At 58.8% G+C, this 22,563-nt stretch carries 24 protein-coding genes; 7 read left to right on the forward strand and 17 right to left on the reverse strand.

All coding sequences use genetic code 11. The annotated features are described in order from the left end of the window. Positions 1-53: 53 nt before the first annotated feature. From AB8B20_RS02980 to AB8B20_RS02990, 3 genes are all read left to right on the forward strand, one after another. Positions 54-1,577 (forward strand): acyl-CoA synthetase, encoded by a 1,524-nt coding sequence (locus AB8B20_RS02980; protein WP_439071636.1) that lies wholly within the window; start codon positions 54-56, stop codon positions 1,575-1,577. A 135-nt stretch (positions 1,578-1,712) separates the two neighbouring features. Next, on the forward strand, positions 1,713-2,927 hold the full coding sequence (locus tag AB8B20_RS02985) for an ABC transporter substrate-binding protein (protein ID WP_439071637.1): 1,215 nt from the start codon (positions 1,713-1,715) through the stop codon (positions 2,925-2,927). 128 nt (positions 2,928-3,055) lie between these two features. Further along, positions 3,056-4,237 carry an acyl-CoA dehydrogenase family protein gene (locus tag AB8B20_RS02990; protein ID WP_439071638.1) on the forward strand — a complete coding sequence of 394 codons (1,182 nt, stop codon included), beginning with the start codon at positions 3,056-3,058 and terminating at the stop codon, positions 4,235-4,237. A 231-nt stretch (positions 4,238-4,468) separates the two neighbouring features. Here the strand turns inward: AB8B20_RS02990 and AB8B20_RS02995 are convergent, their stop codons facing one another. Both AB8B20_RS02995 and AB8B20_RS03000 read right to left on the reverse strand, forming a co-directional pair. Further along, positions 4,469-5,224, reverse strand: coding sequence for an SDR family NAD(P)-dependent oxidoreductase (locus tag AB8B20_RS02995; RefSeq protein WP_439071639.1), 756 nt, complete (start codon positions 5,222-5,224; stop codon positions 4,469-4,471). Between the two features lie 373 nt (positions 5,225-5,597). Continuing rightward, complete coding sequence (locus AB8B20_RS03000; RefSeq protein WP_439071640.1) at positions 5,598-6,506, reverse strand: LysR substrate-binding domain-containing protein; 909 nt, start codon at positions 6,504-6,506, stop codon at positions 5,598-5,600. A 288-nt stretch (positions 6,507-6,794) separates the two neighbouring features. On the opposite strand from AB8B20_RS03000, the gene AB8B20_RS03005 reads away from it, so the two are divergent. Together AB8B20_RS03005 and AB8B20_RS03010 are read left to right on the forward strand one after the other, a co-directional pair. Next, positions 6,795-7,910 (forward strand): alpha/beta hydrolase, encoded by a 1,116-nt coding sequence (locus AB8B20_RS03005; protein WP_439071641.1) that lies wholly within the window; start codon positions 6,795-6,797, stop codon positions 7,908-7,910. A 216-nt stretch (positions 7,911-8,126) separates the two neighbouring features. After that, a complete protein-coding gene (locus AB8B20_RS03010) occupies positions 8,127-9,020 on the forward strand; it encodes a LysR family transcriptional regulator (protein WP_439071642.1) in 894 nt (297 codons plus the stop codon). A gap of 4 nt (positions 9,021-9,024) precedes the next feature. Here AB8B20_RS03010 and paoC read toward each other — a convergent pair whose 3' ends face one another. From paoC to AB8B20_RS03040, 6 genes are all read right to left on the reverse strand, one after another. After that, positions 9,025-11,244 carry an aldehyde oxidoreductase molybdenum-binding subunit PaoC gene (gene paoC / locus AB8B20_RS03015; protein ID WP_439073013.1) on the reverse strand — a complete coding sequence of 740 codons (2,220 nt, stop codon included), beginning with the start codon at positions 11,242-11,244 and terminating at the stop codon, positions 9,025-9,027. Continuing rightward, the gene (locus AB8B20_RS03020) at positions 11,241-12,194 is read right to left on the reverse strand and encodes an FAD binding domain-containing protein (protein WP_439071643.1); all 954 of its coding nucleotides are present in this window, start codon (positions 12,192-12,194) and stop codon (positions 11,241-11,243) included. The genes paoC and AB8B20_RS03020 overlap by 4 nt, the downstream gene beginning before the upstream one ends. Next, on the reverse strand, positions 12,191-12,823 hold the full coding sequence (gene paoA, locus AB8B20_RS03025; RefSeq protein ID WP_439071644.1) for an aldehyde dehydrogenase iron-sulfur subunit PaoA: 633 nt from the start codon (positions 12,821-12,823) through the stop codon (positions 12,191-12,193). Before paoA ends, AB8B20_RS03020 begins: the two co-directional genes overlap by 4 nt. Before the next feature lie 109 nt (positions 12,824-12,932). Next, entirely contained in the window at positions 12,933-14,144 is a 1,212-nt protein-coding gene (locus tag AB8B20_RS03030) for an MFS transporter (RefSeq protein ID WP_439071645.1), read from the reverse strand. Positions 14,145-14,260: 116 nt separating this feature from the next. Continuing rightward, the gene (locus tag AB8B20_RS03035; protein WP_439071646.1) at positions 14,261-14,959 is read right to left on the reverse strand and encodes a dihydrofolate reductase family protein; all 699 of its coding nucleotides are present in this window, start codon (positions 14,957-14,959) and stop codon (positions 14,261-14,263) included. An 8-nt stretch (positions 14,960-14,967) separates the two neighbouring features. After that, complete coding sequence (locus AB8B20_RS03040; protein WP_439071647.1) at positions 14,968-15,348, reverse strand: hypothetical protein; 381 nt, start codon at positions 15,346-15,348, stop codon at positions 14,968-14,970. Here AB8B20_RS03040 and AB8B20_RS03045 point away from each other — a divergent pair. Next, complete coding sequence (locus AB8B20_RS03045) at positions 15,347-15,772, forward strand: hypothetical protein (protein WP_439071648.1); 426 nt, start codon at positions 15,347-15,349, stop codon at positions 15,770-15,772. The two genes, AB8B20_RS03040 and AB8B20_RS03045, sit on opposite strands and share 2 nt — an antisense overlap. A gap of 337 nt (positions 15,773-16,109) precedes the next feature. Here the strand turns inward: AB8B20_RS03045 and AB8B20_RS03050 are convergent, their stop codons facing one another. The 9 genes from AB8B20_RS03050 to AB8B20_RS03090 form a co-directional block, all read right to left on the reverse strand. Then, the gene (locus AB8B20_RS03050) at positions 16,110-16,289 is read right to left on the reverse strand and encodes a hypothetical protein (RefSeq protein WP_439071649.1); all 180 of its coding nucleotides are present in this window, start codon (positions 16,287-16,289) and stop codon (positions 16,110-16,112) included. A 220-nt stretch (positions 16,290-16,509) separates the two neighbouring features. Next, positions 16,510-16,968 (reverse strand): hypothetical protein, encoded by a 459-nt coding sequence (locus AB8B20_RS03055; RefSeq protein WP_439071650.1) that lies wholly within the window; start codon positions 16,966-16,968, stop codon positions 16,510-16,512. Further along, positions 16,965-17,414 (reverse strand): hypothetical protein, encoded by a 450-nt coding sequence (locus AB8B20_RS03060; protein ID WP_439071651.1) that lies wholly within the window; start codon positions 17,412-17,414, stop codon positions 16,965-16,967. The genes AB8B20_RS03055 and AB8B20_RS03060 overlap by 4 nt, the downstream gene beginning before the upstream one ends. A gap of 44 nt (positions 17,415-17,458) precedes the next feature. Continuing rightward, positions 17,459-17,836: a hypothetical protein gene (locus AB8B20_RS03065; protein ID WP_439071620.1), complete on the reverse strand. Its 378-nt coding sequence runs from the start codon at positions 17,834-17,836 to the stop codon at positions 17,459-17,461. Between the two features lie 568 nt (positions 17,837-18,404). Then, positions 18,405-18,680, reverse strand: a complete 276-nt coding sequence (locus AB8B20_RS03070) for a hypothetical protein (RefSeq protein WP_439071652.1) — start codon at positions 18,678-18,680, stop codon at positions 18,405-18,407. A 10-nt stretch (positions 18,681-18,690) separates the two neighbouring features. Beyond that, positions 18,691-18,882, reverse strand: a complete 192-nt coding sequence (locus tag AB8B20_RS03075; protein WP_439071653.1) for a hypothetical protein — start codon at positions 18,880-18,882, stop codon at positions 18,691-18,693. A 1-nt stretch (position 18,883) separates the two neighbouring features. Continuing rightward, entirely contained in the window at positions 18,884-19,093 is a 210-nt protein-coding gene (locus tag AB8B20_RS03080; RefSeq protein ID WP_439071654.1) for a hypothetical protein, read from the reverse strand. 9 nt (positions 19,094-19,102) lie between these two features. Next, the gene (locus AB8B20_RS03085) at positions 19,103-19,297 is read right to left on the reverse strand and encodes a hypothetical protein (protein ID WP_439071655.1); all 195 of its coding nucleotides are present in this window, start codon (positions 19,295-19,297) and stop codon (positions 19,103-19,105) included. A gap of 801 nt (positions 19,298-20,098) precedes the next feature. Beyond that, positions 20,099-20,524, reverse strand: a complete 426-nt coding sequence (locus tag AB8B20_RS03090) for a hypothetical protein (protein WP_439071656.1) — start codon at positions 20,522-20,524, stop codon at positions 20,099-20,101. Positions 20,525-20,727: 203 nt separating this feature from the next. Between AB8B20_RS03090 and AB8B20_RS03095 the strand changes: the two genes are divergently transcribed. Then, complete coding sequence (locus tag AB8B20_RS03095; RefSeq protein ID WP_439071657.1) at positions 20,728-22,419, forward strand: outer membrane beta-barrel protein; 1,692 nt, start codon at positions 20,728-20,730, stop codon at positions 22,417-22,419. The last annotated feature ends 144 nt before the right edge of the window (positions 22,420-22,563 follow it).

The following is a 22,563-nucleotide window of genomic DNA, read 5'->3' on the forward strand; positions in this document are numbered from 1 at the left end:
CAAGATGCTGGGCAATGCGCACGCGCGATGCTCGATAAAATCAAGGGATGAACATGACGGCTTTGCAGCACTGGGGCGCAACGCGTCCGGACAAGGTTGCGTGCCTTATCGCTGGCACCGACAACAGTATGACCTACAGAGAGCTCGACCAACGCGCCAATTCGGTCGCGCAGCTTTTGATGTGGATGGGCCTGTCGCGCGGCGACGGAATTGCCATCATGCTCGACAACGATCTGAAATATTTCGAGCTGGTCTGGGGCGCCATGCGGCTGGGCGTGTATTACACTCCCATCAGCACGCATCTTAAACCTGACGAGGCGTCTTTCATCGTCGGGGACTGCGGGGCGAAGGCCTTCTTCACGAAAGAACGCTTCGCGCCGGTGGTCGAAGCCCTATCCTCGCAAGATCCGACCGCCTGTTCAATCTTCATCCTCGAGGGTAAAATGGCAGGCTGTCTGGACTACGAAACCGAGATGGCGAGGTTCGATCGATATCTTGAAACACCGGAAGGCCCCATCGGAAAAGATTTCTTCTATTCGTCGGGCACCACGGGAAACCCGAAGGGCATCAAGCAACCACTGTTCGCCGATGCGAAGCAATTCCGGTCGTCGGGCGACTGGGTGCGCGGCAACTTTAAGTTCGATTCGGATTCGATCTATCTGTCACCGGCTCCACTCTATCACGGCGCGCCGCTGCGCTTCACAATGCGCACTCTGGATTGCGGTGGCACAGTGGTCATCCTGCCAAAGTTCACGCCTGAAGGCGCATTGGCGGCGATCGAGGACTATGCGGTGACCCACAGTCAATGGGTGCCGACCATGTTCTTCCGGATGCTGTCGCTTCCCGAACAGGTGCGCGGTAAATACGACCTGAGCTCACATGTCTGCGCCATCCACTCGGCGGCACCCTGTCCGGCGGAAATCAAGCAGCGCATGATTGATTGGTGGGGGCCCATCGTCTGGGAGTACTATTCCAGTTCGGAGCGCAACGGCGTCACCTGTATATCCGCGAGCGAGTGGCTCGCGCGAAAGGGCTCGGTCGGGCAGGCGGTGCTTGGCACCATTCACATCCTCGATGAAGACGGCCACGAACTTGGCCCTAACGCAACAGGCGACATCTATTTCGACGGCCCCGAATTCACTTATCACAACGATCCTGAGAAGACCGCGAAAACAAGGAACGATCGTGGCTGGACGACCGTCGGCGACGTCGGATACGTCGACGAAGAAGGATACCTTTTCCTCACCGATCGCCGCTCGCACATGATCATTTCCGGCGGGGTCAATATCTATCCCGCCGAGATCGAGAATAGGCTGTCGCTTCATCCCGACGTCGAGGACGTTGCGGTGTTCGGCGTGCCAAATACCGAGTATGGCGAGGAGGTCAAAGCCGTCGTTCAACTCAAGGACCCGTCGAAGGCTTCCGACAAGGTTGCACGTGAACTCATCGAGTTCTGCAGGGCAACGCTCTCGAACGTGAAATGCCCACGGTCGGTCGATTTTGAGCCGCTGATGCCCCGGCATGACAACGGCAAGCTATTCAAACACGTACTGCGGAAACGCTACCTGGCCGCATAGAACGCCTGACCGTAACCGCCAATCATTTTGTAAGGCCCGGCCATTCCGTTCTCGACCGCCGCAGCTAACTTCCACACTTCGACCAAGCGGCCACAGAGCCGCCCGCCAGATCGAGATCATCAGAGGAAGACGTCCATGAAGCGCGCCGCGATAGTCGCATGCCTTGCGTTGCTCGGCCTGGCCAAAGCGACCGACGCTTTCGCCGAGTCGAAGAAATACGGTCCCGGAGTCACGGACACGGAGGTCAAAATCGGCCAGACCATGCCATATAGCGGACCGGCGTCGATCTATTCCGTCGTCGGCAAGGCCATGACAGCGTACTTTCAAAAAGTGAACGCGGAGGGCGGCGTCCACGGTCGCAAGATCAATCTGATTTCGCTGGACGATGCCTTCAGCCCGCCGAAGGCTGTCGAGCAGACCCGCCGCCTCGTCGAAAGCGACGAGGTGTTTGCGATCGTCGGCACATTCGGGTCGCCGACGAATTTTGCGATCCAGAAATATCTCAACGCGAAAAAGGTTCCGAGCCTATTCCTCGGGACAGGCGCAAACCGTGTGTCAGAACCTGAGACCTATCCATGGTCGATGGGATGGCAGCCCAATAATCACGCGAAAGGCGTGATCTACGCGAAATATATTCTGAAGGAGAGGCCGCACGCCAAGATCGCCATTCTCTTCCAAAACGACGATTTCGGGCGCGACTACATTAAGGGATTCCGCGACGGGCTTGGCAACGCGGCGTCCACGATGATCCTGAGGGAATTGAGTTATGAGACGCAAGAGCCGACCATCGACTCGCAGGTCCAGATCTTGAAAGCGACGGGCGCAGACGTTTTTCTAAACATCTCGACACCAAAGTTTTCTGCCCAGGCGATCAAACGGGTGGCCGAGACCCAGTGGAAGGCACTGCACCTGCTGAGCGACGCCTCTGGATCGGTGGCCAGCGTGCTCGCGCCAGCCGGGCTTGAGAATTCCAAGGGCGTAATCACGGTCGCCTTCCGGAAGGATCCAAACGATCCGGCGTGGAACGACGATCCCGGCATGAAGGAATATTACGCCTTCATGAAACAATACATGCCCGAAGCGAACCCGTCCGAGACCTTCAACATCTTCGGCTATGCGACAGCGCAGACCTTCGTGCACGTTCTTGAGAAATGTGGCGACGATCTCACCCGCGAGAATCTGATGAAGCAGGCCGCAAATATCAAAGATCTTCAGTTGCCCATCATGCTGCCCGGCATTCTGTTGAACACCAGCCCGACCAGATACACGCCGATGAGTCAGGAGCAAATGATGCAGTTCGATGGAACAAAATGGGTAGCGATATCGGGCATCATCGATGCCGAGAAATGATCCTTTGCGAGCAGACGCGTGACACCATTCGGACCGCCTAGCCGATCGAATTGACCGAGTGCGCCATAACGCGGTGCGATCCATGGATTTAGACAACGATCTCCGCAGACAAATTTGAGGGTTTTACAATGGATTTCGATTTCTCGAATGAACAACTCGATATCAAGGAGCGGGCCGCATCTTTCGTGAAGGAGGTCTGCCATCCCCTTGAGGAGACGTGGGGCGTCGACGATTACCAAGTGCCGCACGATGTCTTCATGGGCGTCGTGGCCAAATTTCGCGAGTACGGCTTTCGCGGGATAGCCGTTCCAAAAGATGCGGGCGGTCAGGGCCTCGGCACGATGGCCAAATGCTTGCTCTATGAAGAGATCGTCAAATCTCCGGTGATGCATGGCCTGCTGGCGACATGGTCCGGTTTTCTCGACCCGCATCCAGCGCTGCACGATGCTCCGGAATGGCAAAAAGAAGCTTACCTCTATCCGATCCTGAAGGAGGACAAATTCTACCACATCAATATATCCGAGCCGGGAGCAGGATCTGATGCGGCGGGCATCGCGACTACGGCGGTTCGCGATGGCGACAACTATGTCATCAACGGTATCAAGCGTTGGGCGCCTCCGCCGAACCATCCGGGCATCACCCCCAAATACCTGCTTTGTTACGCCGTGACGGATCCGACCAAGGGCTACGAAGGCATCAGCCTTTTCCTTGTCGACTATCCTAACCCGGGCGTAAAAGTGGTGCGAGAGTTCGAAACCATGGCTCCCGGCACCTATCTGGGCCGTAGCTGCGACTACGAATACAAGGACTGCGTGGTCCCGGCGAAGAATATGCTTGGCGGGGAGGGCATGGGCTTTCGCTACATGATGGATCAGCTGAATCGTAATCGTTGCGTCATCGGCGCGCGTCTCGGTGGCACGGCCAGATGGGCCCAAGGGCAGGCGGTCCGCCGGGCACGGGAGCGCGAGACCTTCGGAAAGCCGCTTGCTGAGCGACAGGCTATCCAGTGGATGATCGCAGAATCCGAGATGGATATCGAGCAGATCCGGCTAATGGCTTACAAGACGGCTTGGATGCTCGACAAGGGCCTCGACGCGCGTAAGGAAGCCGCGATGGTCAAGTGCTTTGCGCCCGTAGCTGCGTGCCGAGTGTTCGATCGGACGATCCAAATTCACGGCGGCCTCGGCGTGCTGAAGGAAAGTCGCTTCGGACAGCTCTATTTCGCGGCGCGCATCGCACAGATAGCAGAAGGATCGACCGAGGTCATGAAGATGACTGTGGCGAGAGAAGCGATGGAGCAGTACGGCTGACATCCAGATGGCAACCTACCAGACGCACGACGGCATGGGCTTTGAGTGGACTGACCTGAGCTACCAGCAGACGACGTCAGGCAATAACAGGGTGTGAGAAAACGCGGTCATCTTCAAAAGAACAAATAGAGAACTTTCAGGCGGAGTCAATGCCAAATTTGCTTCGGGTTTTTGCGGATGCGTTTGCGCGGGCGGTACGCTCCGACACGGGCTTTCCAATTCCCCGAAGTCTCATAGCGACCAGCCACCATCGACGACGATCGAAGATCCGGTGACGAAGCCGCCCAGATCAGAGCTCATCCACAGGACCGCTTCCGCGATCTCTTCCGGCTTGCCGAGGCGCCCCACAGGCTCTAGGTCAATCGCCTTTTGGACGTCGCCGCCTGTGAAACGGTCCATCATCGGCGTCTCGATGTTGCCTGGCAGGACGGCGTTCACACGGATGTTCTGCTTTGCATAGTCGAGCGCGGCGGATTTGGTCATGCCGATGATCGCGTGCTTGGAGGCGGCATAGGCAGCGCCGCCTGCAACGCCGCGGATACCGGCTCCGGACGAAGTGTTCACGACCACGCCGCCGCCCTGACTCACCATCTGCGCGATCTCGCGCTTCATGCAGACGAAAGTGCCGCGCAGGTTGATGCCGAGGATGCGATCCCATTCACCTAGTTCAATTTCGTGAAGCGGCGCCGCCTTGTTCTCGACGCCCGCGTTATTGAAGGCGATGTCGAGTCGCCCGAACCGCTCGATGACCTGCTTGATGGCGGCCTCGACTTGCTCCGGTGACGACACATCGCACGCGATGGCCAGTACGTCGCCTCCTGCGACTTTGACGGCTTCCTCGGTTTCGTTCAGCACATTCTTGGTTCGGTCGAGGATCGCCACGCGCGCGCCTTCCGCGGCGAAAGCGATGGCCGCAGCGCGGCCGATACCGCTGGCTGCACCCGTGATGAAGGCCACCTTGCCGGTAAAACGGTCAGGTTTCGACATATTGTTATTCCTTGTGACAGTGATCAGACATCGGTGTTCTCAAACCTTGGTACTCGGATCGCTTCCGGCGCTATTGCTGAAGCGGTGACGGTCGAGTGCTTCCGCAAATGGCGATATCGGTCGTTGCTGTTATCGCCTATGCACGGTCGGTGACGTCTAGAGCGCTCCATCACTTCGATCTCAACATAAGCTTGCGCCATATGCATCGTTCCGATGGCGACGCGCATTCCGCTGGATGATGCGGTTCCAGTCGCTGAAAGCTGCACTGGTCGTTGGGTGTCGCGGCACGTTGGTCGGGGGGCGCGGCACCTTGGTGCTGAGGGATTACACCGTGAGGTCTGCCTCGAGGTGTTCTGATTTCTGAAAGGCATATCTATAATCCCATCGGACGCAATTCACGGATCAGGTCGGACAGTAATCGCAGGCCGGTCGGAATTTGGCGCCGACTAGGGTGGTACATGTAAAATCCTGGTCCGGGTGTGGCCCAGTCCTCCAGCACCAGCTTCAGTTCGCCACGCTCGACCAACGGGGCAACGATCGGTTCGGCAGCAAATAGAAGACCGACTCCGCCGCGTACGAAGGCCATTGCCGCTCCCGACTCATCGATGGTGATGGAGCCGGGGACGTCTATCTCAATGTGTTCGGGACCCTTGTCGAATTCCCAGTGATAGATGCGGTCGTTGCCAAGCCGAAGGCGAAGGCAACGGTGATTTGGCAGATCGTTTGGAAGGAGAGGCGTGCCGAAGCGTTCGAGATAGCCAGGAGATGCTGCGACAACCCATCGAAAATCGGCAGAGAGGCGTAAAGCGATCATGTCTTGAGGGACGGTACCGCCGTAACGGATACCCGCGTCAAAACCTTCTTCGATCACGTCCACCATCCGGTTGGTGACGACGAGATCAATTTCGACGTCCGGATAGCGATCGACGAAGGTTGGCATGACGGGCCCCAACAACAGGGGGACCGCATCTTGCATGACGTTCAGTCGAATGCGTCCAGATGGCGTGTCCCGAAAATTGTTCAGAGCTTCGACCGCGTGACCGATCGCATCGAACGGTTGGCTGATCGCTTCCCGTAGCTGCTCTCCCGCCGTCGTGAGGGTGACGCTGCGGTTCGTGCGGTTCAGGAGTCGAACGCCGAGGCGGGCCTCCAATCCCTTTAGAGAATGGCTCAGCGCAGATGCACTCACGCCAAGTTCGGTACCGGCACGGCGAAAGCTGCGATGCTTCGAAATCGCCAAGAAATACGTGAAGTCGGCTAGGTCGGATCGATCAACTGGCATGATTTACAAGATTTAGTCCGAAATCCAGCCATCGAATAGCGTCTATAAATGGTATTCAATTATGAGAACGTCTCACTAATCTGGCTTTGCGGTAATATTGTCCGCCTTGAATTGCCGGACTGTTCCTCTGCCTCGGCCTGGAGGGCTCACGTCAACCTGATTGCGCCCGGCGACATAAGGGCTCGCACGATGAGCTCGGCTCATCGGGGCAACAATCGGGCCTCCACTAATCCCGCCAGTTCACGCGCAGTAGATTTAGATGCACAACAACTGCCTACGGAGATGGACATGGACGGAAAAGCTGAAGTCGCAAACGCATTCGAACAATCAAGCGTCGATGTTGATCGTCGCAAGGTCCTTAAGATGACTGGCGCAGGCGCGGCCGCACTTGGATTGGCATCGATCGCCGACATGCCGTTTGCGTCGGCCCAAGACATGTCCAACGGTGCGGCCAATTTCTATACTAGCGACAAGGTCGATCTTAAGAAGATTACTTTCAAGACGCAGTACCGGACAATGGTTGCGGGCAATCTCTTCACGCCCAAGAAGATGGACCGGAATGCGAAGTATCCGGCAATTATCGTTGGTCATCCGATGGGTGCCGTGAAAGAGCAGAGTGCGAACCTCTATGCAACGAAAATGGCCGAGCAGGGCTTCGTCGCCATATCGCTCGACCTGCCTTTCTGGGGCGAGAGCGAAGGCAACCCTCGCAACGCGGTTTCGCCGGACTTCTACGCCGAAGCATTCAGCGCCGCGGTCGATCATCTTGGTGTGCAGTCATTCGTTGACCGCAATCGCATCGGGGCGATCGGGATTTGCGGCAGCGGTAGTTTCGTGGTCAGCGCGGCGAAAATCGATCCGCGGATGAAGGCCATCGCAACGGTTAGCATGTACGACATGGGCGCGGCCAACCGGGACGGACTTCGTAAAGGCGTCACGGTAGAACAGCGGAAGCAGATGATCGCTGCCGCCGCCGAACAGCGCGATGTCGAGGCCGCAGGAGGGAAGACCGCATACACCAGCGGTACCGTCCACGAAATCACAGCGAGCTCGAATCCGATCGAGCGCGAGTTTTACGACTTCTACCGCACGCCACGCGGCGAATTCACGCCGAAGGGTGGGTCGCCGACCACAACGACGCATCCGACGTTGTCCAGTAACACGAAGTTCATGAATTTCTATCCGTTCAACGACATCGAAACGATCTCTCCGCGACCGATGTTGTTCATCACGGGTGATGTTGCCCATTCGCGCGAATTCAGTGAAGATGCCTACAAACGAGCGGCCGAACCGAAGGAGCTCGTCATTGTCCCTGGAGCCGGGCACGTCGATCTCTATGATCGGGTGAAGCTCATTCCCTTCGACAAGCTGCAGGCATTTTTCGGACAGCATCTCTCGGCGTGACAGGTTTGCCTCTGCGGCAACGATAGAAAAATCGAGACGCGCCGGCGTGAGATCGCCGGCGTACCTCGTTTTGTCGCGTAAGCGACAGAAGGCGACGTAACGGAAAGACGGATGTTAACCAACATCGTCCTGATCGAAGCCGGACAAGCGGCCAAGCTGACCTCATATTGCATTTTTCGAGCGCAATCGACATCTTGATATGAGGAGATTTCATCAATGGCGCGCGAAAATATCAACGATTTGGCGGCATTTGTCGCTGTGGCCCGGGAACGCAGTTTCACCAGGGCCGCCGCCAAGATGGGCGTTTCGCAGTCGGCGTTGAGCCATACCATTCGCCTGCTGGAGGAAAGGCTTGGTGTGCGACTGCTCACACGCACGACCCGAGCGGTGTCGCCGACCGCAGCGGGCGAGCGACTGCTCAATGGCATCGGGCCGCATTTCGACGAGATCGAAATTCAGGTCGATGCGTTGAACGAGCTGCGAGACAAGCCGGCCGGGACAATCCGGATCGCGGCGGCTGACTATGCCATCAAGCACGTCCTCTGGCCAAAACTGCGGAAATTCCTGCCTCAGTATCCTGACATCAAGGTTGAGCTCGTCCTCGACAACGGTCTCAACGACATCGTAACCGAGCGCTTCGATGCAGGGGTTCGCATGGGCGAACATCTCGCCAAGGACATGATCTCGGCACGTATTGGACCTGACTTTTGCCTCGCGGTCGTCGGCGCGCCGTCTTACTTCGTCGGTCGTCAGACGCCGCTTCATCCGAAGGAGCTGGTTGGCCACACGTGCATCAACTTCCGACTGCCCAGTTCCGGCGCCCTATATGCGTGGGAATTCGAGGAGGACGGCCGAGAGATAAAGGTTCGCGTCGATGGGCAACTTGCCTTCAATAACACCTTCGACGCCCTCGAAGCGACCTTGGACGGTTTTGGATTGGCGTACATTCCGGAAGAGATCATCCTGCCATACGTCGAGGAGGGAAGGCTCGTTCGCGTCTTGCAGATATGGTCGCCGCCATGGGACGGCTACTATCTCTACTATCCGAGCCGACGGCAGTCGTCGCCGGCCTTCGTTGCCCTCGTCGAGGCGCTGCGTCACCGCGTGTAGGTGATCAGGATATCGCCGGCAGCGCCCGAAGGTGCTTGTCCAGTGTGATCGGGTAATCCCGGACACGGACGCCAGTGGCGTTGTACACGGCATTCGCCACGGCCGCTCCCACGCCGCACAGGCCAAGTTCTCCGATACCCTTCGCTTTCATCGGTGAGACCTTGTCGTCGGCTTCATCGAGGAAGACGACCTCCTGATGCGGAATGTCGGCATGGACTGGAACTTCGTAGCCAGCGAGATCGTGGTTCACGAAGAAACCGCGCCGCTTGTCCACCGCGAGTTCTTCCATCAGCGCACCGCCGACGCCCATGGTCATGGCGCCGATGACCTGGCTGCGCGCCGTACGCGGATTGATGATGCGGCCAGCCGCGCAGACGGCCAGCATCCGACGGACGCGGATCTCGCCGGTGAATCCATCGACCGCTGATTCAACAAAGTGCGCGCTGAACGTCGACTGCTGATAGGTTTTGCTCAGATCGCCCCATTCGATTTTGTCCTCCGCGACCAGATCTCCTTGGCGAGCGGCGTCGGCGAGGGGAACAGTCCGATTGCCGCTGCGGACCTCGCCGTCGGCAAAGGTGGTGTCGGCAGAGTTGAAGCCGAGGTGCTGTGCGATAGCGTCCCGCAGCATCACGCAGGCAGCATAAACGCCGGATGTCGCGCTGTTTGCGCCGAATTGGCCGCCCGAACCGGCGGAGACCGGGAAGGCGGAGTCGCCGAGCAGCACGACAACCCTTTCGATCCCGACGCCCATCATCTCGGCCGCGGTCTGGGCGATGATCGTGTAGCTGCCGGTGCCGATGTCAGTCATATCGGTCTCGACGACGACGACGCCATCGCGGCGAAGGCGGACGCGTGCTCCGGACGGGAGGTTCATGTTATTCCGGAAGCCTGCTGCCATCCCTATTCCAACTAGCCAACGACCGTCGCGGGTCTGTCCCGGCACTGGATTCCGCTTGTCCCAACCGAAGCGCGCTGCTCCATCGACCATGCAGCGTACGAGATTGCGCTGTGAGAATGGTCGGTCCGGTTTCTCAGGATCGACCTGTGTATCGTTGCGGACGCGCAATTCGATCGGATCCATACCAAGGGTCTCGGCGAGTTCGTCCACTGCGATCTCCAGAGCCATCAGGCCCGGGGCCTCGCCTGGAGCACGCATAGCGTTGCCCTCGGGGAGATCCAGCACTGCGAGCCGCATCGACGTCAGACGGTTTGCGCCAGCGTAAAGCAGCCTCGTCTGATTGACGGCCGTCTCCGGACCGCCGCCCGCCAGGTCGCCAGAGCCGCTCTCATGCGCGATTGCAACGATCGCCCCGTCCTTCGTTGCTCCGATCCGGACACGCTGCCGCGTGGCAGGCCGGTGCGTGGTGTTGTTGGCGATGAAGAGACGTGGCAGCGCGACCTTGACGGGGCGCTTGGCGAACCTGGCGGCGAGCGCGGCCATCAAGGCGTCGGTCCTCAGGAAGAGCTTGCCGCCGAAGCCGCCGCCTACATAGGGCGACACCATGCGGACATTCTCCTTCTCAATCCCGAGCGTCGTCGCCAGATCTGTACGACCCCAGTCGATCATCTGGTTCGAGGTCCAGACGGTGAGTTTTTCCCCCTCCCAGGCTGCAATGGTTGCATGTGGCTCCATCGCAGAATGGCTCTGGTCTGGCGTCGTGTACGACTTGTCCAGCTTCACGTCCGCGCCAGCGAACGCTTGCTCGAAGTTGCCGACGCGGTCTTCAAGGGGGCCGTCCTTCGCGCCGTTTGGATCTTTTACCAGCCTTCCAGACTTCAAAGCCGTATCGAGATCGAAGTTTCCGGGAGACGCGGTAGAGTAATCTACGCGCACCAGTGCCGCTGCGGAGCGCGCCTGTTCGAAGGTCTCAGCGACGACCACGGCGATTGCCTGGTGATAATGATCGACGTTGGGGCCGCCCAAAAGCTTGGCGGTGTTGAACTTGCCCTTGCCAAGCTTTCCAGCCTCGGCCGCAGTCACGATCGTGATGACGCCTGGGGCACGACGAGCATCGGTGAGATGAATCCGTTCGATACGCCCCTTAGCGATCGACGCCCCGACGATATAGCCGTAGGCAGGATTGGTGACGACGTCATGATGTTCGTAGGCGTAGGTAGCACGACCGGTCGTCTTCAGTGTGCCGTCGATGCGGGGCAGGGGTTGACCAACGACCAGCATGAGGTCGATCGGATTCGTTCCTGCGGGTTTCTCGAATTTCATTTCTGCCTCGCTTCGTTCATCACTGCTGCCATGGTTCTCTCGACGAGCGGGATCTTGAATGCGTTGTCGCCAGACGGCTTGGCGTCTGCGAGCAGGCGGTCCGAGAAAGCCTTGGGACCGCGCGGCAACTCGGCGTCGGCATCCTTCAGGCGCCACGGCTTCGGTGCCACGCCGCCGACGGCGACCTGTCCCGTGCCGTCAGGCTGAAGCACGGCAGCTACCGAGACGAGAGCGAAGGCGTAGGAGGCTCGGTCGCGTACCTTCCGATAAATGTGTTTGCCTCCGATTGGCGGCGGCAGTGTCACTGCCGTGATCACTTCTCCCGGAGCCAGCGTCGTGTCGAGATGCGGGGTGTCCCCTGGTAGGCGATGGAAGTTCGCAATGGGAATGCTTCTCGTCCGTCCGTCCGCATCCACTGTAGCGATCTTCGCGTCGAGCGCGCGCATCGCGACCGCCATGTCGGACGGATGGGTGGCGATGCAGGCCTCGCTTACACCCACGACGCCGAGCTGGCGGCTATATCCCCCGATCGCCGAACAACCGGAGCCGGGCGTCCGCTTATTGCAGGGCTGATTGGTGTCGTAAAAATACGGACAGCGGGTTCGCTGCAACAGATTGCCCGCAGTGGTCGCTTTGTTGCGGAGCTGCCCGGATGCGCCAGCGAGGAGAGCGCGGCTCAACACCCCATAGTCGTTCCGGATTCGAATGTCCGCAGCGAGCGTCGTATTTCGAACGAGCGCACCGATCTGCACGCTACCGTCGGCAGTATTTTCAATTTTGTCGAGACCGACACCGTTTACGTCGATCAAATGTCGCGGCGCCTCGATCTCCAGTTTCATGAGGTCGAGCAGGTTAGTGCCGCCTGCGATAAATCTGGCTCCTGGGGTCTTTCTCGCCTTGGCAGCGGCATCCCGAGCGGAAACGGCGCGTTCATAGGTGAAAGCCTTCATGCCTTGATCCCTCCGACTTCGGACATCGCTTCGACTATGTTGGAATAGGCGCCGCAGCGGCAGATGTTGCCGCTCATCCGCTCGCGGATCTCATCGACCGTAGCTTGCGGATCGGCCGAGATGTCACCGCTGACGTGGCTCGGAATGCCAGCTTTGATTTCGGCCAGCACTGCCACCGCCGAGCAGATTTGTCCGGGAGTGCAATAGCCGCATTGGAACGCATCGTGCTTGATAAAGGCCGCCTGCATGGGATGGAGGTCGGCGGGGGTGCCCAGTCCTTCGACGGTGGTGATGCGGTCTCCTTCGTGCATCACGGCGAGCGTGAGGCAGGAGTTGATGCGCACGCCGTCAACCATCACCGTACACGCGCCGCACTGGCCGTGATCGCAGCCCTTCTTGGTACCGGTCAGATGGAGATGCTCGCGTAGCGCGTCCAATAGAGTGGTACGGGCATCAAGATTGAGATGTACGGTCTTACCGTTCACGTCGAAAGCAACGGGCATGGGTGCCGGTGCCGGACCTGAGCCATTTGTCTGCGCATTTGCGCCGGGGGTGATCGCCATCACCGCCGTCGCAGCGCTGCCAGCGAGGATTTCCCGCCGCGAAAGGTCGAATTGGGGGTTCTGCATATCATCTCCACCGTTCCTCGAATGCTTCTAAGTTAAACCGCGAGATCGGTTTTGGTTACGTTAGGTTCGTTTGACGCCTTAGTGAATGCTGCTCATCCACCAACCGCTGTCAGGCCTCCTGGGGCCGTGCCGCCGCATCGCGAACTCCGACGAAGGCGACGATGGCAGCAATAACCAGCACCAAGCCGCTTCCGACAAAATCGACCACGGGGCCTCGCGCGTCGAACACGATGCCGCCCACCGCGGCGCCAATCGTGATCGCCAATTGGATTGTGCCAACCATGAGGCCACCACCGATTTCAGCGTCCTGTGGCAGTGTTCGCGACAACCAGGTGGACCAGACGACGGGAGCTGCCGTGCTGACGAGTCCCCAAACGGCGAGCAGGAGTGCGGTCACGATGGAAGACTTGCCGAATACGCCGAGTGCGATCGCGGTCGCGGCCATGATGAGCGGGATGACGGCGAGAAGACCACGAAGCCGATTGCCGATGACTCGGCCAATGAAGGAGGTTCCGATGAATCCTGCTATGCCAACGACGAGGAGCATTGCTGAGAGCATCGAGATAGTCGCACCCGTCACCTGCTCAAGGAATGGACGGAGATAGGTAAAGAGCGAAAATTGCCCAAGGAAAAGCATGGCAACGGCGAATAGACCGAGCACGACATTCCGGTTACGGAGCACGCGCAACGTGCCGCCGGTATCGACGCGATCAACGGCGGGCATCCTCGGAAGCGTGATAGCCTGCCAGACGACGGCGATAACCGCGAGCGGCACCACACTCAGGAATGTGAAGCGCCAACCGATGATGCCGCCCAGAAGGCTGCCAAGGGGAGCAGAAACCGCGGCTGCCAAAGCATTACCGCCATAAACAATAGCAAGACCGCGTGGTAGGGACGCCGTGGGTACAAGGCGCATGATCGTCGCGGTCGACATCGACCAGAAGCCGCCGATCGCGATGCCGAGCAGGGCGCGCCCGAACATCAGAATTGCAAAGGTTGGAGCTAAGGCAACCATCACGCCGGAGACTATCAGAAGCGATGACAGCGCGAGCAAAACCCATTTGCGGTCGAGCATTCCGGCAATGGAAGTGATCGAGAAGCTGGTGATTACGGCGAACACGCCGGAGACCGCGATGGCCTGACCGGCTTGACCTTCGGTCAATCCGAGATCGGCGGCAATCGGGCTCAACAAGCTCACTGGCATGAATTCAGAGGCAATCAGCACGGCAACGCAAACTGCCATCGCGTAAATGCCGCTCCAGGACGGATGTACCGTCTGATCGTCCTCGGTAGAAAGCGGAACTGCCGTCAAGGATGCCATCTGTTTACTCTGTTGCTGGAACCGTGCGGAAGACCGCGACCGACCAGCAACTAAGAGGAAGAGGGCACTTCAACAATCGGCGCCGTGTTGATGCCGCGATGAGCTGAGCTCATCCACTATTCAGATTTTACCGCATAGCGTAGCCAAACGTTGCCGCCTTCCTTCAGCGTGCAACTCTGCAGCATGATGGACCGGATCGGCGTAGGCGTCTCTTCCAATGCATCGGGTCCATCGAAAAGCGCCGGAACTCCCGAAGCGCCGTCGATTGCCGGGACCAGGATAAGACTGATTTCGTCAATCAATCCAGCGCGCAGAAATGCCCCGTTGATGTTTCCGCCACCTTCAAGAAGCAACCGCTCGACGCCGAGTTCGCTGTTCAAGACCTCAAGCGCAGTGGAAAGGTCGAGCTTCTCATTACCCGCGAAGACGTAGGAGATTCCCTCGCTCCGCAGACCGGCGAGATGGGCGTCCGGAACTGCTTCGCAGAGTACGACGACAATGTGGTCTCCGCCGATGTCGGAGCGGCCCCAAGTGATTCTGCCGCGCTCGTCCAGAACAACGGCATAGGCGTCCACATCGCGCGTCGCAATCCACGGCTCGCGGGGATAGCTGTCCGATGTTGTTGAGGGATAGCCGCCCTTACGCTTTGCGAATTCCTGGCCGGTGACCCGTCCGACGACCCACGCATCGCAATCGATCTCGGTATGCAGGCGGTCGTAGAGATCACCGATTTGGGCGTCCGTGGGGCGCCAGCGACTCGGAATGGTGCGGCCGTCGAGCGACGTTCCCATGTGGCAGATGACGTGGGGCTTCATGGAGGCTCTCAAGGTTGATCGTCCGGGCAAACTAGGGTCGCGGACATTTCGTCGCAACACCACGACGGCCCGAACAGGCGGAAACCACGATGAGCGGAGCTCATTGCGACGTCAAACGTCGCCTCCTCGGGGGACACTTGCAAGGTCTCGGTCGAAAAGCATGCGGACGGCAGCATTACCGCGGCCGGATCGTCCTCGACGACAGGCGGCACCGGGTCGCTTTCCAGTAGTAGCTCTGCAGGCGGCTCATCGGTGAACGTCCAGGCGGGCGGCGGCAGTGTGTCGAGTTCATCTTCGACATCCGGGGGGCCCGGCGCGACCTCATCAAGCACCGTGACAGTGAACGGCTGCACGATATCAACTTCATCCCCATAGAAGGAACGCGTCATGAAATCTTGCTTCAAATGGTCTGCGGTCGCCGTTTTGTTGGCTGCCTCGTCTCCTCTGACCGCTCAGACAAGCATTTCCGGCGGGACCGGCGGATCGGCAGCCGTTGGCGGAACCTCTGCTTCGACCGTTGGAACGGGCGGCACTTCGACGTCGCCGACGGGAACGGGATCATCGATCGCCGGCGGCGGCAGCGCAGCGTCGGCGAACGGCAAGGCGCAGTCGGGCAGTCACGTGTATCAGGGCAATGGTCCCGTACTGAACTCGAACACCAGGGCCCAGGCGCATGACGGCGGCACCTTCAGCCGTTCGCAAACCCGTACCAAGGTGAAAGCGGGCGAAGAAGTTCAGTCCACCACCCGCACGATGGAACATCAGCCTGGCTCTGCGCCGGTGAAATCGAAGTCCTCGATTTCGGCGCAGTGAGAAGGTTTTTTCGCCGTGTAGGCCCGCCCCGGGGACATCCGGAGCGGGCCTTTGCCTTGGGCTCAAATAGGGAGGCCGGGATTTTGTCACCCCCGGGTCTAGGTTAACCGGCCATGGTGGCGCATCGGTGTTGAGTTCGACGATGGCAAGTTGCTTTTCAAGCTCTAGTGCTAAGGTCTCTAGTCGCTGAATGGTCAGCGGATCAAGCGGCTCGGCGATCAGCCGACGCGCTTGCGCAAGCCGCCGATAGAGTTCCTCTTTGTCGCGATCGCCCGGCACGCCACATCTCCATCCCGACGTCCCATTTACGGCGGAAGATATTTTGTTCGATGCAGGACTAGGATTTGTGCTTGAGCACTGCAACCTTGCGAGCAAGGTGCCAGAGTTCGACGTCGTGACCATCGACGAGCTTCTCTGCAACCTTCAAGGCTTGTTCGTCGGAATCGGCCTGGACGACTTCGAAGCTTTCGAAGTGTCCGTCTTTACCTACGATATAAGCACGATAATCGCGCATCATTCTGCTCTGAAACACGGGAGCAATCAAACTCTTGGCACCGGTAGTCGTCCTTGTTCGGCAGTGATCGCCAGCACGACGGGGGCAGGCGGCCTCCGTTTGCCTAGGGTAACTGAGCATTCAGTTGGCAGCAATATTCCATTCGACGCAAGGCACCGCAGCTGATCCTATGCGGCTCCGCACCGTCGCGGCATAGGAGCGGCCGTGGCTAGACCTGTTTGCATCAAGTGCGGACGCACCATGAATTTTGACTTGCCGCTTGGCGGAGGCGAGCGAAAATTTCTCTGCCGCCCATGTAGTCCATCACCGAACAGCGACCGCGTTCGATCGGGCCTCGACCCAACTTGTTGCGATAACCGGCATCCCATAGCGCGTATTTGTTGGCGGTCCACTGTTGCTGCCGGCGCGAGGCTTCGAATTCCGCTTCGGTGCGTTTGGGCAGGAACACCTTCCAGGCAGCGTCAAAGGCGGCGTGGGCCGTTTCGAAGGTCGAGGCGTCGCCCCTGAAACACCGATCAAGATGGAGTGGGTAAAAGCCGCAAGACCATTTCCAGATACCTGACCTCTCCGGGTTTGGATCCCAATCTTGCTGAGCGATGGTACCGACCTGCACGTCGCCGTACCAGATTTCCCAGGTCTCAAACCGTTCGTCGGTGCGTCGCCGTGTCAGCTCCGGCATCATGGCGTCTCCACACCATGCCGTGGGCTGGGCGCCAACTGCAGCAACGTCGCCAGCGGGCGCTTGCCGCTTTTCGAACATCGCTCGCAGCGGAGGCGGCTGGCCAAATCGTGGATGCATGTCGTGCCGACGTGCGGGAGTTCAGCCAGGCTGACGTCCCGTTTGATCCGACACCTTGAGCATTCGATTTCGAGCCATGGAAAGCCGCCGTTGAGAGCCTGGTCGACGGTCGGTGACGGGTCGATCGGCTCACCGTCCGCCCACATGCGCTCGTTCCAGCTTTCACACGAAAGCTTGTCGGCGTCCCGGATCAGCGCTTCACCCTTCGCGCGCAGCTCTTCTGATTGACGTGCAAGCATCAGCGTCACGCCGCGCGCCTTCGTCAGCTCTTTATTGAGAGCCTTGCGGTCTCCGCCAGATAGGGGCGCGGGGTGATATTTCGGAGCCATAAGGGCATCCAAGCGTGACGGTCAAAAATGCAAAAACAAAAATGCTACGTCGTCTCAAACGACGGCCAGCAGCCATCCTCCTCAAGGCGTCCTGTCCGTTCTTTGCAGCCGTTGTCGAGCAGCTTCATGCCGACGTCTTTCCAGATCGCATGGGCTCCGTAGAGACGCACAGCGTCCATGGTCTGGATTTCTACGATGCGGTCACAGCGACGGCAGGACACGCGCAGAACGTGCCGGGGAATCTCAGAGAGGCGGCGCTGTTGAACTGGAACGCCGGTACGGATCTGGCCGCGAGGATCCCGGATGATGGAATCCCAGTACGCATCCGGCAGATCGTCTGCAGGGCCGGGCGCCGGAATAGGCGGGTCAGGTGGGCGGCTTGGCTTGGAGGCCAGCTTTTCCATCTGTTTGGGCGTCGGCATCCGCCAGCTTGCAGGTCTATCGGTCATACCCTCAATTAGAACATAAGAAGAACAAAAGTCGAGTCCGCTGAGGTTGAACTTCCGGCTAGGAAACTGTCGCTGGCGCGGAGGTACTAGTTTTAGTAGAGCAAAATCGCGATATGCAACCTTCGGGCGTTTACGCTGTTGTTGGAAGCCGACATTGGAGCGGCGAACGATGGATGCCTCAAATCAAATCGACATAAACCGAAAGATTAGGCTCAGCGGCGTTGCCACCGATCTACGACGATCATCGACCAGTAGGCATGGAAACATCGAGGGATGGAAAATATCTCATCTGCTTCGAGACGCCCAGACGACAGCTCAAGCCGATGAAGCTGAGCGGCGGTTCGCTATTTGGCGGTCTCAGCTGGTCGCGCATCAAGACCGGCAGCGGACGGTGGAAGATTGAACCGGATCCCGACACCGTGAAGAGGTCGTGCGGGACAGGCGATCATCATCTTTTCGTTCTGAATTCCCGATGAGCCTATATGGGCCCGAAGAAGACGCTGCTTGGAATCCCGCTTCGGCGGGATTTTTCATTCAGACATTACGACGGCTTCCAACCTTTCAAATCTTCGGCGATCTTCCGGAAAGCCATTTTTACTTCCGAAACTTGCGCTAGGTTCGGCAGTACGATCTCGCCGGGTAGGTCACCGCTGCCGGGGCCGGCATGTAACGCTAGGATGGTGTTCTCGAAACCGCCGGTGTCCGGGTCCCCGGCAAGAAACTCGTGTTGAGGGAAGGCGGCGTCCAACTCTGCAATGGCGCGTTCGACAGCAGCCGAAGACGCGTCAGGCGTGAGCGTGAAGATGAACGTGGTCATTGCGCCTCGGTCATATCCCTAGGTCGCCCGGAACGTTTCCAGATGCAATAAGCGCCTCGAGGTCGTGGGCCATCTTTTGGTATTCGTCGGCAAGCTGCGCGAATGCGTTCCTTTTAACCGGGTTCGTGGCAAGCTGGCTGATAAGAAGGCAATCTTCCGCGTCCGCACGCAGCTTTTCCAGCCTCTGTTTGAAGTCCTGCATGCTACTCCTCGATATGGGCTCGTATTGCCGCCTTGGCCTTTCGAATACCCACCAAAGGCTTCCCCAGTTCGCGTGCCTTGTTTTGCACCGCCGTGGCCGGCCGTCTGAGGGCGGCAGCGGCCCGCGTCACCGTTGCGCCGCCATCTGCAAGAATAATCAATCGAGCAATGTCTTCTGGTGTCCAGGTCTTGTTAATCGGGCGTCTTGCCATGACAACACCTCAAGCAATCTTCCGATACCCTCTCTCGGTGAGCTTCACCTGATCGTCGACGACCTCGGCCAGGCCCATCTCAAGGAGTTCACTCAGCTGATCTTCGGTAATCGGCGACATCTTTAGCCGGTTGGCGTAGATGTCGCGAAGCGTCCAGTCGAGATCAATATCGTCTTTCCAGTTTCTCATCGTCACCACAGTCATTCTAAGTCGACCAACGGCGTTCCGCATCCCGCCCATCAGTAAGAGCCGTCCTTTGGCTCCTCGTGCGTCTGAAGGATCAGCACTACGCCGAAGAGAAAGATGCCCAAAGTCATAAGATCGAAAAGATGGTCCTGCATCCCGCCATTTTACCCGATGGCGGGGAGGGCGTCACCGCGAGAGGCGTGGTGTTCTCGCCAGAGTGCTGCCTTAGAAAATAACGGGGGGATCCGCGCGCTCAGCTCCAGTTCAGGAAGGAACAGGTAAGTGGTGACTGGGGCTTTTGAATACAGGAAATACCAGATGAAGTTAAAGTTGGCTATTTTCGGGCTGCTCGCTCTAGCAGGCACGGCAGTATCAGGAGCGGCATCGGCGATGCCGCTCGGACTGGCAACCGGCGCAGGTGTCGGACATAACACTGAGCAGGTGAGGCTAGTTTGCGACCGCTTCGGACGTTGCTTCCGCACCCCCGGTTATGCGCCCCGATACGGATACGGTCCACGGTATGGATACGGTCCACGCTATGGCGGGTGGGACCGGGGCTGGCGCGGCGGGCGCCGCTGGTAAATCATATCAGGGGCCGCGTTTTCGCGGCCCCTATCGTTTTTGGGCTCCAGCCGGGACCACTGAACGACATGCTCACGAGTGCGGAGGGGCTGGCTGCTCCATCCAGTGCGTTCGGCTATAGAGGGAATCCGTATGTGGATCGCACCATCCGAAGGCGTCATCCCAAATCATCACAAATGGCAAATACACTTCGGCTATGTCGCAACCGAGCAGCGTCCGGTCTTTTGGGGTAAAGCATTAAGGGGCAGGCCGCAGCGTTCCCGTTGTTAGGTCGGTCAACCACCTCCCAAGGAAAACCGCACCTCGATCAGCCGTTGTTTCAACGAAGCCGCCGACGATGAAGGGGCGCAAAGTGGAGTAGTCACCTTTGCGATCGAAGTAGCTGTCGCAGGATGTCCCACCCGTTGAGACTATAAATTGGTCTCCGACCTTGGTCCCCTTAATAGCGGTCACGACCCGGACGGTCGCTTCAGGAGACCATTGCGTATCAATATTATGCGCAGGTGCGTTGACGGTAACGATCTCTACCTGGGCTGCCACGGAGTGGCGATCGTAATCAGGCGGAAGGCTAGTAAGAAGCGTGTCGGTGTTCCTTTTCGGATCGCGGCATGCGTTAGCCGGCTGCAATGTTGCGGCGAAGACAGCGGTTGCGATGACAAGCATTCTCATAACCACGATTTCCTCGTTCATTAGTCGTGAGTGCGCGGGACGGGGCCCGTCTGGTCCTGCGCGGGTTTAAAAGCGCGTCGCCGGTCTGTCATCGTTGACGTCTTGCTAAAAAACACAGTTAGCGAAACGTAAAGGGGAAATTTAACGAATCTCGCCGAAGCTGCGCCCAATCTTGATGCGGGGTTCGAGTGGGGTACATGACCAGAGTATCTGTTGTCGTCGCTTCTCTGCTGCTTGGCGCAAGCCAGGCGGTCGCTGCGGATTTGCCGGAATACGGTCAGCCTTATCCCCTCGCGGTTTGGACATGGGCCGGACCTTATCTCGGCGTCCATATCGGCGGCGGATTGGGACAATCCAGATTTACAGATAGCAATGGCCCGGCCGTTTATGGCGGCGATGTCAGAACGCCGACGGCTTTGGGAGGCGCACAGGTAGGCTTTAATTTTCAGCCGACTCGGAATCTGGTGCTCGGCGTCGAGGCCGATATTAGCGCAGTCAGCTCCAACGGCACCAATACGTGCCTTGCGTCATCCGGCTATTTCCTGTCGGCCAATTGCCGCGCGCGGCAGAACGCGCTGGGCACCGTAACAGGGCGCGTTGGCTTGGCGACTAGCGAGGCCGGGCGCACCTTGCTCTATGCCAAAGGTGGCGTCGCCTGGCTCAATCAGCAGATTGATATCAATACCAACCCGATCGACCTCTCGACCGGCACAAAGAACAGCCAATGGGGCTGGACCGCAGGCGTCGGCATCGAACGGGCGGTGGCACCAGCTTGGTCGGTGAAGGTGGAATACGACTATGCCGGTTTCAACAGCTTCGGCATGTCGACGCCCGGCAGCTATTTCCAGCCGTTTCCGCCTTTTGCGCTCTATGGGACGACGCCACCAGGCAGCACTAGCGTTTCGCAGAACATCCAGACTGTCAAAGTCGGGCTGAACATGAAGTTCGGCGGCGATACCGATGCGCGGTGGGACGATGCCGAGAACATGCATCTGCGCGGCTCCCAAAGTGTTGAAGATCCGAGCATGCGCGGCGACATCGAGATCGGCGGACGCGTCTGGTATTCGTCCGGTCGTTTTCAGAAGGATCTCGGTGCAGGCACCGATCCGGCACAGCAGAACATCCTGAACTCGCGACTCACTTATGAGAGTCCGGCGGTCTCTGGCGAAGTGTTCGGTCGTGTCGATGGCCTGGCCGATTTCTTCCTCAAGGGCTTCATCGGCGGCGGCAAGTTGCTAAGCGGCAAGATGAACGACGAGGATTGGATGCCCGGCTACGGTGTTCCCTATTCGAACACGGTGTCGGACCCCGTGCAGGGCAGTATCGCCTATGCTACGGTCGATGTCGGCTATGCGTTTATCCGCGGCCCGGGAGTCAATGTGGGCCCGTTCATCGGCTACAATTATTATCGTGAGAACAAATCGGCCTATGGCTGCACGCAGATCGCCAATGCGACCGTCGCGGCACCTTGTGTGCCGGCGATCCCTGGATCGACGCTGGCGATCACGGAGGACGATACGTGGCATTCGTTGCGAGTCGGCCTTAACGGGGTCGTCATGCTGAACGATCGGCTGAAACTCACCGGCGATGCGGCCTATCTGCCTTATGTTCGCTTTTCGGGCGTCGACGACCACGTGTTGCGCAACGCATATGATACCCGTTCGCCGGAGAGCGGCGAAGGCAGGGGCGTGCAGCTGGAAACGATCCTCTCATATTATGTGACGCCGTCATTATCCGTCGGTGCAGGCGCGCGCTATTGGGCGATGTGGGCCACGGAGGATGCCAAGACCAATTTCTTCGGCACGCCATGTCCGTGTCAGACCCTGCCGGCCCGCACCGAGCGCTATGGCGGCTTCCTGCAAGCGGCCTATTCGTTTAATACCGACTAAGAGCAATCCCAGTATTTCTCCACCATGATGTACGCTATCAAGATGGCGAAACACATGAGACAAAAGACTGCTAGCCGACCGTCGGGGATGGTCAGGGGCGCGGCTGCATTCCTACGAGGTTGCCGACAATTGCGCTGCCGCATA

Origin of the sequence: Tardiphaga sp. 866_E4_N1_4 (assembly GCF_052076075.1) — a bacterium.
Taxonomy (GTDB): Bacteria; Pseudomonadota; Alphaproteobacteria; order Rhizobiales; family Xanthobacteraceae; genus Tardiphaga; species Tardiphaga robiniae.

What these genes read in the sequence shown, in the direction of transcription:
- AB8B20_RS02980 (WP_439071636.1), top strand. Translation starts at nt 54, where the DNA reads ATGACGGCTTTGCAGCACTGGGGCGCAACGCGTCCGGACAAGGTTGCG.
- AB8B20_RS02985 (WP_439071637.1), top strand. Translation starts at nt 1,713, where the DNA reads ATGAAGCGCGCCGCGATAGTCGCATGCCTTGCGTTGCTCGGCCTGGCC.
- AB8B20_RS02990 (WP_439071638.1), top strand. Translation starts at nt 3,056, where the DNA reads ATGGATTTCGATTTCTCGAATGAACAACTCGATATCAAGGAGCGGGCC.
- AB8B20_RS02995 (WP_439071639.1), bottom strand. Translation starts at nt 5,224, where the DNA reads ATGTCGAAACCTGACCGTTTTACCGGCAAGGTGGCCTTCATCACGGGT.
- AB8B20_RS03000 (WP_439071640.1), bottom strand. Translation starts at nt 6,506, where the DNA reads ATGCCAGTTGATCGATCCGACCTAGCCGACTTCACGTATTTCTTGGCG.
- AB8B20_RS03005 (WP_439071641.1), top strand. Translation starts at nt 6,795, where the DNA reads ATGGACGGAAAAGCTGAAGTCGCAAACGCATTCGAACAATCAAGCGTC.
- AB8B20_RS03010 (WP_439071642.1), top strand. Translation starts at nt 8,127, where the DNA reads ATGGCGCGCGAAAATATCAACGATTTGGCGGCATTTGTCGCTGTGGCC.
- paoC (WP_439073013.1), bottom strand. Translation starts at nt 11,244, where the DNA reads ATGAAATTCGAGAAACCCGCAGGAACGAATCCGATCGACCTCATGCTG.
- AB8B20_RS03020 (WP_439071643.1), bottom strand. Translation starts at nt 12,194, where the DNA reads ATGAAGGCTTTCACCTATGAACGCGCCGTTTCCGCTCGGGATGCCGCT.
- paoA (WP_439071644.1), bottom strand. Translation starts at nt 12,823, where the DNA reads ATGCAGAACCCCCAATTCGACCTTTCGCGGCGGGAAATCCTCGCTGGC.
- AB8B20_RS03030 (WP_439071645.1), bottom strand. Translation starts at nt 14,144, where the DNA reads ATGGCATCCTTGACGGCAGTTCCGCTTTCTACCGAGGACGATCAGACG.
- AB8B20_RS03035 (WP_439071646.1), bottom strand. Translation starts at nt 14,959, where the DNA reads ATGAAGCCCCACGTCATCTGCCACATGGGAACGTCGCTCGACGGCCGC.
- AB8B20_RS03045 (WP_439071648.1), top strand. Translation starts at nt 15,347, where the DNA reads ATGAAATCTTGCTTCAAATGGTCTGCGGTCGCCGTTTTGTTGGCTGCC.
- AB8B20_RS03040 (WP_439071647.1), bottom strand. Translation starts at nt 15,348, where the DNA reads ATGACGCGTTCCTTCTATGGGGATGAAGTTGATATCGTGCAGCCGTTC.
- AB8B20_RS03050 (WP_439071649.1), bottom strand. Translation starts at nt 16,289, where the DNA reads ATGATGCGCGATTATCGTGCTTATATCGTAGGTAAAGACGGACACTTC.
- AB8B20_RS03055 (WP_439071650.1), bottom strand. Translation starts at nt 16,968, where the DNA reads ATGATGCCGGAGCTGACACGGCGACGCACCGACGAACGGTTTGAGACC.
- AB8B20_RS03060 (WP_439071651.1), bottom strand. Translation starts at nt 17,414, where the DNA reads ATGGCTCCGAAATATCACCCCGCGCCCCTATCTGGCGGAGACCGCAAG.
- AB8B20_RS03065 (WP_439071620.1), bottom strand. Translation starts at nt 17,836, where the DNA reads ATGCCGACGCCCAAACAGATGGAAAAGCTGGCCTCCAAGCCAAGCCGC.
- AB8B20_RS03070 (WP_439071652.1), bottom strand. Translation starts at nt 18,680, where the DNA reads ATGACCACGTTCATCTTCACGCTCACGCCTGACGCGTCTTCGGCTGCT.
- AB8B20_RS03075 (WP_439071653.1), bottom strand. Translation starts at nt 18,882, where the DNA reads ATGCAGGACTTCAAACAGAGGCTGGAAAAGCTGCGTGCGGACGCGGAA.
- AB8B20_RS03080 (WP_439071654.1), bottom strand. Translation starts at nt 19,093, where the DNA reads ATGGCAAGACGCCCGATTAACAAGACCTGGACACCAGAAGACATTGCT.
- AB8B20_RS03085 (WP_439071655.1), bottom strand. Translation starts at nt 19,297, where the DNA reads ATGACTGTGGTGACGATGAGAAACTGGAAAGACGATATTGATCTCGAC.
- AB8B20_RS03090 (WP_439071656.1), bottom strand. Translation starts at nt 20,524, where the DNA reads ATGCTTGTCATCGCAACCGCTGTCTTCGCCGCAACATTGCAGCCGGCT.
- AB8B20_RS03095 (WP_439071657.1), top strand. Translation starts at nt 20,728, where the DNA reads ATGACCAGAGTATCTGTTGTCGTCGCTTCTCTGCTGCTTGGCGCAAGC.